The organism is Sphingobium indicum BiD32 (assembly GCF_000382885.1).
Classification (GTDB): domain Bacteria; phylum Pseudomonadota; class Alphaproteobacteria; order Sphingomonadales; family Sphingomonadaceae; genus Sphingobium; species Sphingobium japonicum_C.
In genome coordinates this window covers 17,545-32,595 of sequence record NZ_CAVK010000015.1, presented here as the reverse complement: position 1 = coordinate 32,595, position 15,051 = coordinate 17,545, and the positions used below count along the sequence as shown (strand labels likewise).

At 60.9% G+C, this 15,051-nt stretch carries 12 protein-coding genes and 1 pseudogene; 2 read left to right on the top strand and 11 right to left on the bottom strand.

The window, feature by feature from the left end:
* The 7 genes from EBBID32_RS25230 to EBBID32_RS01900 all read right to left on the bottom strand — a co-directional run.
* Window positions 1-166 (bottom strand): enoyl-CoA hydratase-related protein (locus EBBID32_RS25230; protein WP_369384519.1); only part of this gene is annotated, 166 nt, incomplete at its 3' end.
* A gap of 225 nt (window positions 167-391) precedes the next feature.
* Window positions 392-2,119 (bottom strand): LVIVD repeat-containing protein, encoded by a 1,728-nt coding sequence (locus EBBID32_RS01925; protein ID WP_006949680.1) that lies wholly within the window; start codon window positions 2,117-2,119, stop codon window positions 392-394.
* A gap of 178 nt (window positions 2,120-2,297) precedes the next feature.
* Entirely contained in the window at window positions 2,298-3,104 is an 807-nt protein-coding gene (locus EBBID32_RS01920; protein ID WP_006949678.1) for an enoyl-CoA hydratase/isomerase family protein, read from the bottom strand.
* The gene (locus EBBID32_RS01915) at window positions 3,101-3,907 is read right to left on the bottom strand and encodes an SDR family oxidoreductase (RefSeq protein ID WP_006949676.1); all 807 of its coding nucleotides are present in this window, start codon (window positions 3,905-3,907) and stop codon (window positions 3,101-3,103) included. The genes EBBID32_RS01920 and EBBID32_RS01915 overlap by 4 nt, the downstream gene beginning before the upstream one ends.
* Window positions 3,891-5,420: a phosphotransferase gene (locus EBBID32_RS01910; protein WP_006949674.1), complete on the bottom strand. Its 1,530-nt coding sequence runs from the start codon at window positions 5,418-5,420 to the stop codon at window positions 3,891-3,893. The genes EBBID32_RS01915 and EBBID32_RS01910 overlap by 17 nt, the downstream gene beginning before the upstream one ends.
* A gap of 362 nt (window positions 5,421-5,782) precedes the next feature.
* The gene (locus tag EBBID32_RS01905) at window positions 5,783-7,918 is read right to left on the bottom strand and encodes a TonB-dependent receptor (protein WP_006949672.1); all 2,136 of its coding nucleotides are present in this window, start codon (window positions 7,916-7,918) and stop codon (window positions 5,783-5,785) included.
* 80 nt (window positions 7,919-7,998) lie between these two features.
* Complete coding sequence (locus EBBID32_RS01900; protein ID WP_006949670.1) at window positions 7,999-8,607, bottom strand: TonB-dependent receptor plug domain-containing protein; 609 nt, start codon at window positions 8,605-8,607, stop codon at window positions 7,999-8,001.
* A gap of 433 nt (window positions 8,608-9,040) precedes the next feature.
* On the opposite strand from EBBID32_RS01900, the gene EBBID32_RS01895 reads away from it, so the two are divergent.
* Window positions 9,041-9,535 carry a TetR family transcriptional regulator gene (locus EBBID32_RS01895; RefSeq protein ID WP_006949668.1) on the top strand — a complete coding sequence of 165 codons (495 nt, stop codon included), beginning with the start codon at window positions 9,041-9,043 and terminating at the stop codon, window positions 9,533-9,535.
* 54 nt (window positions 9,536-9,589) lie between these two features.
* Here EBBID32_RS01895 and istB read toward each other — a convergent pair whose 3' ends face one another.
* Window positions 9,590-10,435 carry an IS21-like element helper ATPase IstB gene (gene istB, locus EBBID32_RS01890; RefSeq protein ID WP_006949666.1) on the bottom strand — a complete coding sequence of 282 codons (846 nt, stop codon included), beginning with the start codon at window positions 10,433-10,435 and terminating at the stop codon, window positions 9,590-9,592.
* A complete protein-coding gene (gene istA, locus EBBID32_RS01885; protein ID WP_081628012.1) occupies window positions 10,432-11,955 on the bottom strand; it encodes an IS21 family transposase in 1,524 nt (507 codons plus the stop codon). Before istA ends, istB begins: the two co-directional genes overlap by 4 nt.
* 175 nt (window positions 11,956-12,130) lie before the next feature.
* Between istA and EBBID32_RS01880 the strand changes: the two are divergent.
* Window positions 12,131-14,215 (top strand): annotated as a pseudogene (locus EBBID32_RS01880) (Tn3 family transposase); the annotation flags it as partial.
* Window positions 14,216-14,274: 59 nt separating this feature from the next.
* Here the strand turns inward: EBBID32_RS01880 and EBBID32_RS01875 are convergent.
* Both EBBID32_RS01875 and EBBID32_RS01870 read right to left on the bottom strand, forming a co-directional pair.
* Window positions 14,275-14,505: a hypothetical protein gene (locus tag EBBID32_RS01875; RefSeq protein WP_004213230.1), complete on the bottom strand. Its 231-nt coding sequence runs from the start codon at window positions 14,503-14,505 to the stop codon at window positions 14,275-14,277.
* Between the two features lie 59 nt (window positions 14,506-14,564).
* Window positions 14,565-15,014, bottom strand: a complete 450-nt coding sequence (locus EBBID32_RS01870; protein ID WP_004213229.1) for a hypothetical protein — start codon at window positions 15,012-15,014, stop codon at window positions 14,565-14,567.
* Between the last annotated feature and the right edge of the window lie 37 nt (window positions 15,015-15,051).

Sequence of the window (15,051 nt, the reverse complement as noted above, 5' to 3'; positions counted from 1 at the left end):
TCAGAGTTTGCAACAGAGCCCGCGCGCCCATTGCCGCAACGCTGTCCAGCGCATCCATCATCTCGTCGAGGGTCTGCATGGACAGCGCGTTCAGCACTTCGGGACGATTAATCGTGATCGTCGCCACGCCTTCGATGCATTCCAGCGTGATGTGTTCGTAACGCATGTTCTTCTCCCTTGGAGCGACCCTTGGCTCATTGCCTGATCGGTCGCTCAAGTTGCTCGGTCCAGCAATGTGCGGCGGGAGGCGGAGAACGCGCCCAGCCATGATCGCGGCGAGCGCGAACAAGCCTCCCGCACTGTTTTGCGCCTCGCCGCGACGAAAGGGGCTCCGTCATCTACCCCCCGCCGACAGCCCTCAAGCCGAGCCGCCAGCGGCCGACACAGGTTATCACTTCACGGTCGGGAAGCCGAGGCGAGCGCGAAGGTCCGGATTCAGTTCGACAACGTGGAAACCGGTCGTGACGCAGGCGAACCAGATGTGCCCGGACTCGGGAACATAGCGTACATGCGACATACACCCGTCGCTTACCTGGTCGTTAAACCCTATCCAGTTTATTAGCGTCCAGCTTAGCCCGTTGCCACTTAGCGGGGTATCGGGATTCGCACCCGGCTTATAGTAGCCGACTTCAACCGGCTTTGTAGGATCGCGCAAATCAACGATCCTCACTCCGCCAGCGAAGAAGGGGAACAGACCAAGCCTCGTGTTCCTTGCATCGTCGACATCGTTGTAATGCGGGGCAACCGCGCCGAGGCGCTCGGTGATGTCTGGGATTGGGATGAAGCTCGCATAGGGATCCTCCTTCCGAGGAGTAAATCGTATCGCGTCGCAGTTCTCCTTGATATTCATTTGCAGCTTGAACTCGCCGACGACCTTTGGATTCTTCTCGTCCGCGATATTGATGATCCGCGGCCATGTTCCAGGACAGGCGCCCATTTCGGCCGCACCCACCAGGTGTGGAACTCCGTTGATCGACGCGGGCACGACAGAATGCCAACCGCCTTGCTTGGCTTCGCCGACGAGCCTCATCTTCGGTTGAGAGCGCCCATCGACGATGTCGCTGTTATCGAGAATGTAGACGCTGCCGTTCTCCACAGGCACGTCCCCGGTTTCGGAGGCGAGGACAGCCGCGTAGATCCGCCGCTCATCACGGCTGATCGACACTTCATGTGGCGTGAACCCAGCCGTCAATCCATTGGGTCGCGTGGCGCCGAAGCGGCCGAGATAGCGGGGGCGCTTCATGTTGCTGATGTCGAGCACATGCACGCCACCCTTCCCCGAACCGAGTCCGGGCACGACTTCTGTACCGTAGACGCGACGACCGTTGGGAGAGATTGTCACATTGTGGATGTTGGCGGGCCACTTGAACTCGCTCTGCAATTTGGGATTCAGGCAGTTCGAGGCATCGTAGATGCTGAGCCAAGCTGCGTCCTCCCCGCCCCGGCCAGCAATTCCTCCCGAGTAGGCGCCGGCGACGAGAACTTTGCGACCTGGTGCCGCAATCGCGTGCATCGTCTCTACCGCATCGATCGAGCCCCGGTCCCGCAGCAAGCGCACGGGCTTTGGAGCCCGGGGGTCCCTTACGTCGATAACCGCGACGCCCGCTGGCTCGCGGAGGAACAAGGCAGATCGGCTGTTGGCGGTTATCGGGCCTGCCTGCTTGAAGGTGGATACATAGGCACATTGATCGACCCATGAGAGCTGCAAATTGCCGCCGCGGTTCCAGATGTCCGTGCGACCGACGAGGCGAACGCCAGCATGATAAGGAAGTTTGGACCGGCCGCTCACCACGTCTTCGATCGTGGTTTGGCCCTGAAGCCCGGTTTCGGGGCGATCGCCGGGACCAATGACGACCTGGGAAGACGCCGGCCATCCGCTACACAGACAGGCTAGGCCGAGCGGGGCAACGACCGCGAGCCTCCGAATCTTGGTGGCTGTCACCGCAGTCAGGCGCGAAAGAGCCTCTGTGGTGCGGATCGTCGGTGAACGCCGCGATGCTCTATCGTGCGTCGCCGCCCCGATCTCGACCATGCCCGGCTTCATGACGCCGACCGGTTTGGCGGGCAAATCATCGGCAAGAACAACATTCCCATGCGCTTCGCTTAACATCCGCAACATCTTTCTCTCCTTTGCTTGGTGCGTCCTCAATCTTGCCACAACACATCGTGCGACACAGAGGAATTCGTAGCCCGTTGCGTTCGCCCGGGCGTCGCTGATATCGTCGAAATGAAGCCGGTCGCTGAGACGACGCTGCTTCCGGCCGCGCCTTCCGAAGATGTTGTCCCGGCTGCGGCGCTCACCGCTTGGTCCGCTTCACGAGCTCGGCCGCATAAGCTGGACGGCGCTTCTCGAAAAACGCGGCGACTCCCTCCTGAAACTCAGGCGCGCTGCCTGCAATGACCTGATTGCGGTCCTCCATCGCGATTGCCGCCTCGAGGCTCGGCGCATCAATTGACATCCGAAGGCATTCCTTCGTCAGCCTGAGACCGAGGGGTGACGTCGTCAGCATCGCGTCAAGGAGCGGCTCCGCGGCGACTTCCAAGTCCTCGTCAGCCACCACGCGGCTTACTAGACCCAGCTGCAAGGCTCGTTCGGCATGGATGAAATCCCCCGTCATCATCAGTTCGGCGGCGAGACTCGCCCCGACGAGACGGGGGAGGAAGTATGAAACGCCGATGTCGCATGCCGAAAGGCCGATCCGGACGAATGCCGCGTTCATCCGCGCACTGGCTCCGGCGATGCGGATGTCCGATGCGAGCGCCATGGCGAAGCCGCCGCCGCAGGCGGGACCATGGACCAGACTGACGATCGCTTGGGGGCAATACCGCATCTTCAGGACGATTTCCGAGACCCTCCGCTGGATTGCGAGGTGCGCGGTGGCGTCGAGATCGCCGCCGCCCGTCGCTCCGAGGTCGAGACCCGCGCAGAAGGCGCGTCCTGCCCCCCGCAGCAGCACCACACGGGTGTCGGTATCGCGGGACAGGCTGTCGAAGTACTCGTGTAGCGCCTCGACAAGCTCGGGACTGAGAGCATTCAGCCGATCGGGGCGGTTAAACGTCACCCAATCGACCGCGCCGCGCCGATCGATCTCAAGCGTCATCATCGACGGTCCGGAAGGGTAAGGGCGTCCGCCGAGGCGTCGCCGAGCAGGAGGCCACCATCGACCTCGAGCACCACCCCAGTGATGTAGCGGGCATTGTCGCTCGAAAGGAACAGCGCGGCATCCGCGATGTCGCGCTTTGTGCCGTAGTCCCGCAAGGCAAGACGGCTCTTCAACTTGGCGGTGGCCTCGTCCGACGGAGCAAGCCGGGCCATCCCCTCGGTGTCTCCGATCGGGCCAGGCGAGATGGCGTTGACGCGGATGCCGGCCGGGCCCCACTCCATCGCCAACGTCCCAGTGAGATTGTTGATGCCCGCCTTGGCCGCGCTCGCATGCGCCTGGAACATGACCGGGCGCTTGGCTTGGCCGGCCGTGATCGAGATCACAGACGCACCAGGCTTGCGAAGATGGTCGAACGAGGCTCGGAGCACGTTGAACGTGCCGAGCAGGTCAATCTCGACCACCGTACGGAAGGCGTTGGCCGACAGCCCGGTCGCGGGCGAAAGGAAATTGCCTGCGGCGCCAGAGATGACCACGTTGATCTCGCCCCACTTCTCGGTAGTTGCAGCGAACGCACGCGAAACGGCGTCGAAGTCGCGAACGTCGGCAACCACGCCGATGGCGTCGGCGCCCGTCGCCTTCACGCGCTCAGCCGCGACAGCAATCCGCTCCTCATTGCGGCTGATGACCGCGACGTTGGCGCCCATCTCGCCGAAGCGTTCGGCGATGCCGAGGTTGATGCCCGTGGATCCGCCAGCGACGAAAACGGTCTTGCCCTTGAAGGCGCCCTTACGAAACAGATCCATGATGTTTCCTTTTCGGCGTAGTTAGCCAGCTAGGGGCCGCGACCCCCGTCACATTGTAGAAAGCGAGCGTATGGCGCCGAAGGCATCCCAGTCGCGAACGGCGGCGCAGTTGCGCTGAACGAGGGTGGTCAGAAGCTCGACACCGCGTGCCGAGCGCTCGACGGTACGCGCGGCCGGCACGGTTGCAGCAAGCTGCGCCAACGGCCTGAGCGCGGAACATCATTTCCGCCGATGCGAGATCGTAGGCCGGGGAAGCCTTGGCGAGTTCAGCTGCATGCTCCGCGATCCAGCGTCGATCGTGCTGGCGCCGCATGTCGACGGGCACGCTGCCCGTCAGGAAGTAGGCCAAATCGAACTGCGGGCTCCCGACCCCGGTCATCCCCCAATCGATGAGCCACGCCTTGATCCCGGACGGGCCCGCCTCGAACAAGATGTTGTCGACGCGCGGGTCGCCGTGCAGCACCGTCTTGGTGCCGACGGGCAGGTTCACCCAATCAAGATAAAGCTGCTCGAACCTGTCGATCAGCTCGTAATCGCAGGCGTCAACGGCGCTGCCGAGGAATTCCTTGAGCGCTGCGGCGCCTATCCGGTACGAATCATGAAACATTGCCGCACGGGGCTGGCGATCGAACAGCCAGTCACTCGGCTCCGTTCCGAGGAACTTGGCGTGGAGGTGTGACAGCGCCCGTACCACCGCGTCCGCTTCCTCGACCGAAGCGCCCCTGACCTGGTCGCCTGGCGTGGTTCGCGTCGAGAGATCTTCGAGGACGATGTTGGTGGCGCCCGTGTCGGGATTGGTCGCGGCGAAATATACCTTCGGCGCCGAGATGTCCGGATGGTCGCGCAGGAAGCTGTAGGTGTTGATCTCACGCTCATAGAAGCCCACCCGCTTGTTCGCAGCGTCGATCTCGGGGGTTGACCGGTTGAACTTGCAGAAAAGCGTGGTGGGATAGTTTTCGGGGTCGGCATTGTAATGCAGGACGACGCGAGCAGTCTCGCTCAGCGTGCCGTTGCCGATACGATCCACCGACTGGAGCACTCCAACGCGCGGGGTGCTCTTGTCGACAGAGGTTAAGATATCCTGGATCCAGTCGGTATCGATACTGCTCAGCGACGGCAGGATGGCGGGCTCGCGCGCCTCCCGCTCCGCACCGTCGCGACCCCACAGGCCGGGAATGTAGCCGGAATTCCAGCAGTGCGACAGGCGCCCTTCCTCCACCCGGAACACCTCAATGCCGCAGAGCTCCCGCTCACCCCCCTCCCGGATCGTCATGTTCCAGACTGAGCAGACATGATGCTCGTCGGCGACCAGCACCTCATGGGTGAAGAAGGGAAGCCTTGTCCGCTGCGCCGCGACGCGCGCGATCTGCTGATCGTGCGTGAGGCTCGTAACCTCATTAGCGTCGTGCCGGACGATAGGACTCGCACAGATTTCGCGGATCAGTTCCAGGTTCCCGTTGTTCCAGACTTCTTCCCAGTACAGGTTGATGAGTTCGATGCCCGAGCGATGCATATGAGGATCCTTGATGCTAAACTGAATATACTGGGACAGATACGGGTTGCGCGCGCCGCTTCACCGCGAAAAGGGGCGTCCGAGGTAATCTTCCAGGTCGCGCGCGTACCTGCGGGCGACGATGCAACCCTCGCCTTGAACGCCAGACGGCGATTCCGGCGGGGTCGCTTACTCATCTGGCCTCCTGTGCCGCCACCACCATGGCTGTCGTCAGGCCGGCGACCCACTCATCCCGCTGGTCAAATTTCCCGACCCACCTCTGTGGGTGTTTTACCATCAAACCCCGCGATCAAACATCTAACTGATTTGAGCTTGCAGGATCGCTCATCCGAACGACCCTGCCCGCATGGCGCTCGCTCGGATCAGAAGGAGCGGCTGAGGCGCGCGCCCCACGTCCTGGGGGCACCCCAGTGACCGATATATCCAAACCCGAAATTACCCGTAATAGTCTTGTATGCCTTGTTGCCCAAATTGTTGACGAACAGCGACAGCGTGGTTTTCCTGTCCACATCGGAGATCGTCGCGTTTAGGTCAACCACGGTGTAAGGCCGTTGTCGGTCAAGGGCGTCGAGGTTGAAGTAGGAGAAGACGACGGTCGAATTGTGCCGCGCACTTGCGGTGAGTTCTAGCTCGTTCAACAGTTCTCCGCCAAGATCGAAACGCTTGGATGCACTCGCGTTAACGGTCCACTTCGGCGCGAAATTCAACGTCTTTCCAGCGAGATCGTAGGGGACGAGCGTCAGCAGCTCCGTCGAGGTGAACTCCGTGAACTCCGTGTGCACGTATGTGGGCGCAAGGGTGAAGGTGAGGTCGGGGACTGGGCTGTATCGGATCTCAAGTTCGGCGCCATACGCCTTCGCTTGCGCATTGTCCGTGAGGACGCTGTTCGGGGGAACCGACTTTTCGACCTGCAGGCCCGAATAGTCATAGTAGAAGGCCGCGAAGTTAGCAGTCAGTTTGCCGTTGAGCAGGCGGGACTTCACGCCAAGCTCGTAGGAATCGAGCGTCTCCGGTCCAAAAGCCGGCGCGGAGCCATCGCTTGCCGGCAGGTTGCCGCCGCCGCCCTTGTAGCCGCGGCTCCACTGGATGTAGCTCTGGATTTCTGGCGTGAAATCATATTGAAGGGCAACCTTTGGGAGCAACTTGGTTTTTTTGATGGTGCCGCCCGCGACTGCTACCGTAGGGATGAGGGGTTCAAGGCCCGAAATCGACTCATACTCATTCTTGTCGTAATTGAGGCGCATACCCACATTCAGCCTCAAGGCGTCCGTGAACGAATAGGTCGCGTCGAAGTATGCCGCAAAATTGTCCACTTTGGCTTGCTGGCCAAGATTTTGCGTCAGGACCGCCGCCGGATCCGGATTCTCGAAGATGTAATCTAGAAGACTCTTATATTCCTCGTGGTAATAGAAGGCCCCGAGGATGAAATTAAATTTATCGAAATTTCCGAACAGGTTGAACTCCTGGCTTATCGATTCGGATCGACGCGGCCAAATCGCCGTATATAAGTAGGGAAATGCGGTGCCATCGCCTTCGTTGGCGGTCCGCATCTTCCCAAGGATATAGTTCGTCAGAGACTTGACGGTGATCGCATCGGACGCCTCCCACGTCACGCCTGCCTGGCCGATGAGCAGCTTGTTTACCGCACTGTGCGGGCGATTCGAGATCGTCTTCCAAGGCTCATTCGTCCAATCCACCCCTTCGACCCCGAGGCTGATCGGCCCAACCGGGCTCTGGTCGATCTTGGCCGCATTGTCCTCATCATAGCGGAGCGACAGGTCCACCGTCAGGCTAGACGTAGGTGTCAGGCGCAGCGCGACACGGCCATATTTGGCGTCCGTTCCGCCGCCATTACGCTCCACCACGTTAAGGGGCCTGAGGATGTTTTCGACCGGGCCATCCTGCTTCTCACGTCCGCCGCTGAGCCTGATCTGCACGCCATCGGAGAGTGGCCCTGAGACAAACCCGCTTATACCGACCTGATTGCGGCCTCCTACAATAGCGTCGATGCGCCCCGTCCACGTCTTGGTTGGGCTAGCGGAGATGAAGTTGACCGCACCGCCCGTAGCATTGCGGCCATAGAGAGTCCCTTGCGGCCCGCGCAGGACTTCGACGCGATCGAGGTCGACCGCGCGCAGGGTTCCCATGAAAGGCCGGGGCAAATAGGCGCCATCCGAATAGATCGCGACCGTCGGTTCGGACGAACCAGCCACAGAGGTCGAGCCGACGCCGCGGATAGTCACAATGGTGTTGCCGAAGTTGGGGACGAACACCAATCCAGGAATCACATTGGCCAGGGCTATGGTATCAGTGACGCCCCGGCTGAGAAGGGTGTCGCCACTCACGGCGGTGATCGAAGCGGGAATATCCTGAACGCTGACGCTGCGCCTCAGCGCGGTCACGACGATGTCGGAGCCGTCATTGCCGCCACTCGACGGCGGGGCCTGAGGCTCTGACGCGGCCGACCCGGGCTCGGTTGCGCCGGCACCCGCAGCCACGGGAGTCTGAGCCCTTGCACCAGACGCTGCCAGCGCACATGAGAAAAGTATAAACGCGCCGCTCGACACACCCCAAAAATTCATATCATCCTCCCAGTGTTTCCATACACGGCTTCCGCGCGCCAGGAATTGAAGCGACCATACTCGACACGAGCGTTCCCCTGAAGTGTATTGCCGGGCTGATTGGAGATGATGTTGACCGCACCGGCAGTGGTGGTCTGGCCATAGAGCGTGCCTTGCGGTCCCTTGAGTATCTCGATGCGACTGACATCGAACATTTGCCCTCCGACGAGGGCGGCCGAACCTTGATAGACCCCGTCGACGCTCACCGCTGCGGAGGGATTCCCGTTAGGGCGAAAATCGTCATATCCGATCCCGCGGATGGTGAATGTCTGGATGGTGCGACCTCCGACGAATTGCGGTGAAACGACCACGCCCGGCGTCAGGCGGGACGCGTCCACCAAGTCCTTGACGCCCGCTTCGCGCAGTGCCTCTGGAGACAGGACGCTGACTGCCGATGGAACATCGATCAGCCGCTGGTCGCGTTTCTGGGCCGTGACGATGATGTCGCCACCTGCCTCGACAGGATCGTCGGCGGCGTAAGCCGGGGGAGCCGCGATCGTCAGGGAAGCGAAGGCGGAGGATAGCAGATGAACGCGGCGGAACTTGTGCTGCGATGAGCTGGCCATGAAATCAGTCCTTGGAACATGTATGTCAGAAGAGGGAGAGCGACATCGGCCACCGCCCGGATCGGGGGTGGATCTCGCGTCGCTCAGGACAATGAGGGGCCTAGTCGGAGACGACAGGCCGTTGCGGCATACGCCGGGACCCCGCCCATCGATGGATGTGTGAATACTTCATAGGACCCCCTGCCCGAATCGAACGGCTGTACAGGTAGGTGTATCGTGTGAATCTTCTATGACAGCCGGAGAAACGCTCGTGGGTATCCTGTGCGGATGCGCCGTCGGCGAAGCGATATGCGCGATGCCGTCCTGCTCAGGGAGCAAACTTGGCAACGGTGTGGTGAGGCTCTATCTAGATTGGGAAAGCCAGCCGAATTCGGGCGGAGCTTAATTCGAACGGCTGTACAGAAGGGTGTCAGGTTTGAGTCGCTTGCGATATATGTCCGATGAAGCCTCGCCCCAGGCAGAGCGGATGAGTGAGGCCGCGTATGACCTTGCCGAAGAGAGCGGTCTGGCAGCGCTCAGCGCACGAAGTCTGGCGCGAAAGACAGGAATGAGCCCGTCGGCAATCAATTACCACATCGGCAATCGCGAGCGGCTCATCGCGCAGATCGCGTTCAAGGCTATCGCGGTATCTAGCCGCTGGCGGCAGTCGCAGGCCGCTTTACAGGAAGAGGGTGCCCCGAGGTGGGCCGAGCTTGATCACGTGTTCACGTCGCTGTTGCAGGATCGGTTGAGCACCGGCCGTATGGTGATGGCACTTTTGCAGGAACTGGAGAACGAGGCCGTCGCCAGCGGTCAGACCGCTATCGAAGAGGCGCTGCGCGAGGAAATGTTCGCTGAAACGGCGTTCTGGCGCGATCTGGCAATCCGCCATGGCGAAAGCGTGGATGCGTGTAGCGCGACATCGTCGGTGACTGGTCAGCGACATTGATGGTGATGTGTCAGCGGTGACGTTGGGGATAGTGTCACACGAGGTTGGCCTGGATCAAGAGGCGTTGTCGCGCAGCGATGTCGCTGGCATGGTTTCGATGTCGCTGGGCGATGTCGCTGGATCAGGAGCACTGTCGCGGAGCGATGTCGCTGAGGCCAGGGCGGATCGCCTGCGATAGCTCTCGACGTTCATTTCCAGGATAGTGGCGTGGTGAACGAGCCTGTCGATGGCAGCGACAGTCATTGCCTTATCCAAAAAAATGGAATCCCAACCGCTGAATGGTTGGTTGGCGGTGATCATGATGGAGCGCCTTTCGTATCTGGCAGAGATGAGTTCGAACAGGACGCTGGTCTCTGCCTGGTCCTTGCGGACGTAGGACAGGTCATCGAGGATGAGCAGGTCGAAGCGGTCGAGCCTGGCGATCTCCTGGGTCAAGGTCAGGGACTGACGTGCGGCCTGCAAACGCTGGACGAGATCGGTGGTTCGGGTGAAGAAGACCCGGTATCCGCGCGCGACGAGCTCGTTGCCGATGGCGGCTGCGGCGTGGCTCTTGCCGGCACCGGGCGGACCAAATGCCAGAAGATTGTGGCCCGCCTTGAGCCAGGCATCTCCTTGGGTCAGAGCCATGACCTGGGCCTTGCTCAAGGTGGGAACGAGGCTGAAGTCGAAGGCATCCAGGGTCTTGCCGGGAGGCAGCCGTGCTTCTGTAAGATGGCGCTGGATCCGGCGTTGTTCGCGTTCGGCGAGTTCCAGTTCGGCCAAGGCTGCCAGCAGGCGCGAAGCCGGCCACCCCTCCTTGTCCGCTCGTGAACAGAAGTCCGGCCAGAGACGGGCAATGGTGGGCAGACGCAGCGTGCCAAGCAACATGGGCAGCTGGGCGGTGTCGACAGTGATGCTCATGCGGCCATCTCCCTGGCGGTGAGCAGATCGTCGTATGTGTCAGGCTGGGGAATATCGACGACCACATCGGCCGGCTCTTTGCCGGGGCGTTGGAAGCGCTCCTGCAGATCCCTCAGATCGGGTAAACCCTGGCCATCGAGTATGCCGGTCAGGGTCGCGGCGAGCTCAGCCTCGCAGGCCTGGTCATGCGCAAGCCACAGCAGCCCCACCATGCTGCGGCATGCGGCGGCTTTGGGAAGCGCACCCTCCAGAGCATCCCAGCAGCGGCGATATTCGCTGCGAGGGAAGAGCTTGTCGCGATAGACAAGGTTTGCCAGCGCGTGGGGCTTGGTACGCAGGCTGTGGATCACGTGCCGATAATTGACTACGTGGTCATGACCGCCCCGTCCGCGATCGGGCGCCCTCCCGCGTGGCAGGGTCTCGATGGGCTGCCCGGCCAGATAAAGGTCGATCCGGTCATCGAAGATCCTGGCTCGCAGGCTATGGCCGATGAGCCGGGAAGGCACGGTGTAGAAGACCTTGCGCAGCACGAAGCCGCCCGATGAGGTGACGAGCACCGTAGCTTCATCATAATCGCAGCTGCGGCGTGAAGGTAACGGGCGCAGGTGCTCAGCTTCGATGCGCAAGGCATCGCGCCGCCGGGCATTGTGGCGGCCCACGATCTGGGCGAGGAACGTGCGCCAGTCCTCGATGGAGGCGAAGTCACGTGTCCCGCGCAACTGGAGTGCCTGATCGAGCCGATCCTTAAGGTGACCATGACGGCTTTCTATGGACCCATTCTCATGGGCGACCCCGCGATTGTTGCGGGTGGGCTCCATCTGGTAATCGGCGCACAGGGCGGCATAGCGGGTCCGCAGATCTTCCTGGGCATCTTGCTCCAGGTTGGCGAACGCCGCGGAGAGGCTATCGGTGCGATGCTCGTGCGGCACGCCGCCAAGCTGCCACAGCGCATTCTGAAGGCCGCAGGCCAGCGCCGTGAAGCTTTCTCCTCCCAGCACGACCTCGGCATGCTCCCACCCGGAATAGACCAGCGCGAAGTGATAGATCAGGTGCGGGCTCGGATTGCCGGAGATGGTGACCTTCAGATCGCGGGCGTCAAAGAAATCCGACATGCCCTGTCGGCCTGGCGGATGGTCCTGCCGGAAGATGACCTCACGCTCTGGTCCATACTCGGCCTTCCATAGCCGTATCCGGCGTTCCAGGGTCCTGCGGGCTGGTGTTAGATCGAGACCGGGGTGGCGTTGCTCCAGCTCCCCAAGAATAGAGATGGGCTTCAGGCCCGGCGTGCTCTCGAGCAAAGGCACGATTTCTTTATCCCACAGTTCGGCGAGCGGATCTGGCCTGCCGCCGCCATGACGTCGCTCCCGGCGACGCTCCGATGGCGACCGGGGATCTTTCTCTGTCCGGTAGCCCGTGCTGGTGGAAAAGCCCGCCATGGCGGCGGCCGCTTTTTGCGGGTGTTTTTGACGAAGGGACATGTAGTACCTCTGCTGTTGGTCGGTGATGGGACGGCCAGGCATCCGATCCTCTTCTTGGCGTTGAAGATCGGACCATCCTGACCGCTGTCGCCGCCAACGGCACGGGGAAACCCGCGCCCGTGTGGGGGGAAGCTACGTCCGGGCTACGCCCGGCCTCCGCTTCCCCCCACACGTCATCTACGATGTCGCTGACCCTTCAACTGCGATGTCGCTGTGCATGTTTGACCGACTTATCGGCGGCATGTTCACGCGCGCGCGGCGTGGGCGCGAGCGTCGCTACCAAGATAGTATTCAGTCGGTGGGGCAACTCATGCGGCTGTTTGGCGCCACGATTACAGCACTTGATGAGGCTGTCCAGAATGGCGGCGATCCGCTCGAATTGATTGACGAAGCGGTGGGCTGGCACCGGCTTGTTGCGGCAAAGGCCCAAGTAGATGCCCTTGCTGATCTTGCCGGCGAGGACGCACTGGTAACGGCAACCGAGCGTTACGCCACGCTACGGCGTTTCAGCCCGGCATTTCTGGACGCCTTCACCTTCAAGGCGTCTGGAACAGGGACGGCACTGATCAAAGCCATCGATGTCATTCGCGATGCGAACACACGAAAGTCGCGCGACCTTCCCGATGGCGTTCCACTGCCATTCCCCAATCGGCAGTGGAAGCGTCTCATCACCGAAAGCGGCCGTATCGACCGCCGACGTTATGAAATTGCGATCATGGCAACCTTGCGTGATCGTTTGCGCGCCGGTGATGTATGGATCGAGGGAACCCGCAACTATCAGCGCTTCGATGCCTATTTGCTGGGTCGGCGCGACGCCGCCAAAGTGGCGGATGTGCTTCCGTTCGATTCAAATGCTGCATCCTACCTCGCTGACCGGGCACGAAATCTTGACTGGCGGCTGCGCCGATTTGCCAAGCAGTTGAAAACAAACAAGCTTGAGGGAGTGTCGCTCGAACGAGACCGGCTCAAGCTTCAGCAAATGCCGCCTGTCACCCCACCGGAAGCTGAAGCCCTCGATCGCAAGCTCGATACCCTGCTTCCCCGCGTGCGCATCACCGAGCTGCTGCTTGAAGTCGCCGAACGCACTGGTTTTTTGAACGCATTCCGTGACCTGCGCTCAGGCAAGGAGCACGACAACCCCAGCACGGTACTCGCCGCAATTCTGGCTGATGGCACCAACCTCGGGCTGGAGCGGATGGCCAATGCCAGCGAAGGCGTCAGCTATGCCCAACTCGCATGGACCCACAACTGGTATCTTTCACCCGAGAACTATCAGGCCGCGCTGGCCATGATCATCTCAGCCCATCACGAATTACCCTTCGCGCGGCATTGGGGCGCTGGCACCAGTTCGTCGTCCGATGGCCAGTTCTTCCGGTCGGGGCGGAGCCGTTCAGGGGCGGCGGACGTCAATGCCAAATATGGCGCCGAACCTGGCGTGAAAATCTATTCTCACCTTTCCGATCACTTCGCATCATTCGGATCACGGATCATGTCCGCGACGGCAGGTGAAGCGCCTTACGTGCTCGACGGGCTTGTCCTGGGCGCCGGCAACCTTCCGTTGCATGAGCACTATACCGATACCGGCGGCGCCACCGATCATGTTTTCGCACTCTGCCACCTACTCGGGTTCCGCTTCGCGCCACGGCTGCGCGATATTGGCGACCGCAAGCTGGGTTCGATCGCTGCGCCATCGACATACAAGGGCATCGAAAATCTGATGGGCCGCACCATCAAAACGGCAGCGATCGAGGCCGATTGGGATGACATCGTCAGGATTGTCGCCTCAATCAAGGATGGCACGGTGGCGCCGTCAGTAATCTTGCGAAAACTTGCCGCCTACAAACGCCAGAACAGGCTGGATTTTGCATTGGCTGAACTGGGCCGTATCGAGCGCACTTTGTTCACGCTCGATTGGCTTGAACAACCGGAACTGCGACGTGCCTGTCAGGCCGGTCTCAACAAAGGCGAGGCGAGGCACACGCTTGCCGCCGCCATCTATACCAACCGGCAGGGTCGGTTCACCGATCGCTCGCTGGAAAATCAGGAATTTCGCGCATCTGGGCTGAACCTGCTGATTGCGGCGATTTCCTACTGGAACACGGTCTATCTCGACCGGGCCGCCCAGCACCTCAACGCTGTCGGCACGACGTTCGATGCGGCACTGCTTGCGCACCTTTCTCCGATGGGCTGGGCGCACATCAGTCTGACCGGCGATTACCTCTGGGAGCAGGCCAGGCGACTTCCAGCAGGTGAATTCCACCCACTCAACGAGCCAATGGCGCGGTTGAAGCGTGTAGCGTAGCCCATGTTCCGCTTATGTCCGAGAAATCGTTGTCTGGCGAACAAACCTTGAGGTGACGCCTACTTGCCGTGCTTGGTCCAACCAACGCTGTTTGCACGTTCCAAAGCGACCAAGGCGTCTGATACCGCCTTCTGCGCGACTAGAAGATAACCTTCGGCAATGCTGGGCCATGTTAGCTCATCGAACGGATTTGTGACGTTGCCGCTGAAATAGTCGAGAGCTTCATGGGCGCGTGCAGCCGCCTCGATTACCTTGGCGGTATGTTTCTTTGCCCTGTCAGATTTCTTCATCGTGCCTCATGAAGCCATAGCCCATCAAGAGATCGCAAGCGGTGGCAGCTGCCACCGCTCTACCTTCCGTCAGTTTTGAGCCTGTCACGATCTACGGACAGCTGGGGTAGGACCGGATACTTTAAGGCTTCACGCTCCCGCGCCCGACCTTCATCTATCCCGTATGATGTGCCAATCATCAAACCTACGAAGAACACGGGGATCAAGAGCAGAAGCATCGAGCCGAAGCGTGTTCTACGGCGAGAGCTTTGGATCGCGAGCGCATCACGTTGCAGCTTGAGAGCTGTTATGATCGTCTCGGTAGCAAGGGTGATTTCATGGGCGTCGTCGCCCACATTTGTAAGCAATTGCTCAACGTCCGTCAGAGGGCGTTCCACCTGTTTACCCACTTCGCTTAGATCAGACCAAGCGAGGTTTCTGGAATGAATCACGCGAAGCAAGGTTTCAATGTGACGATCGAGATCGGACACGCCTCTCGATGGCACCGGATCAGACCGGGGAATGTTCATCGTGCGGTTTCCTGTTTCCAAAAGGCATGTGCCATGC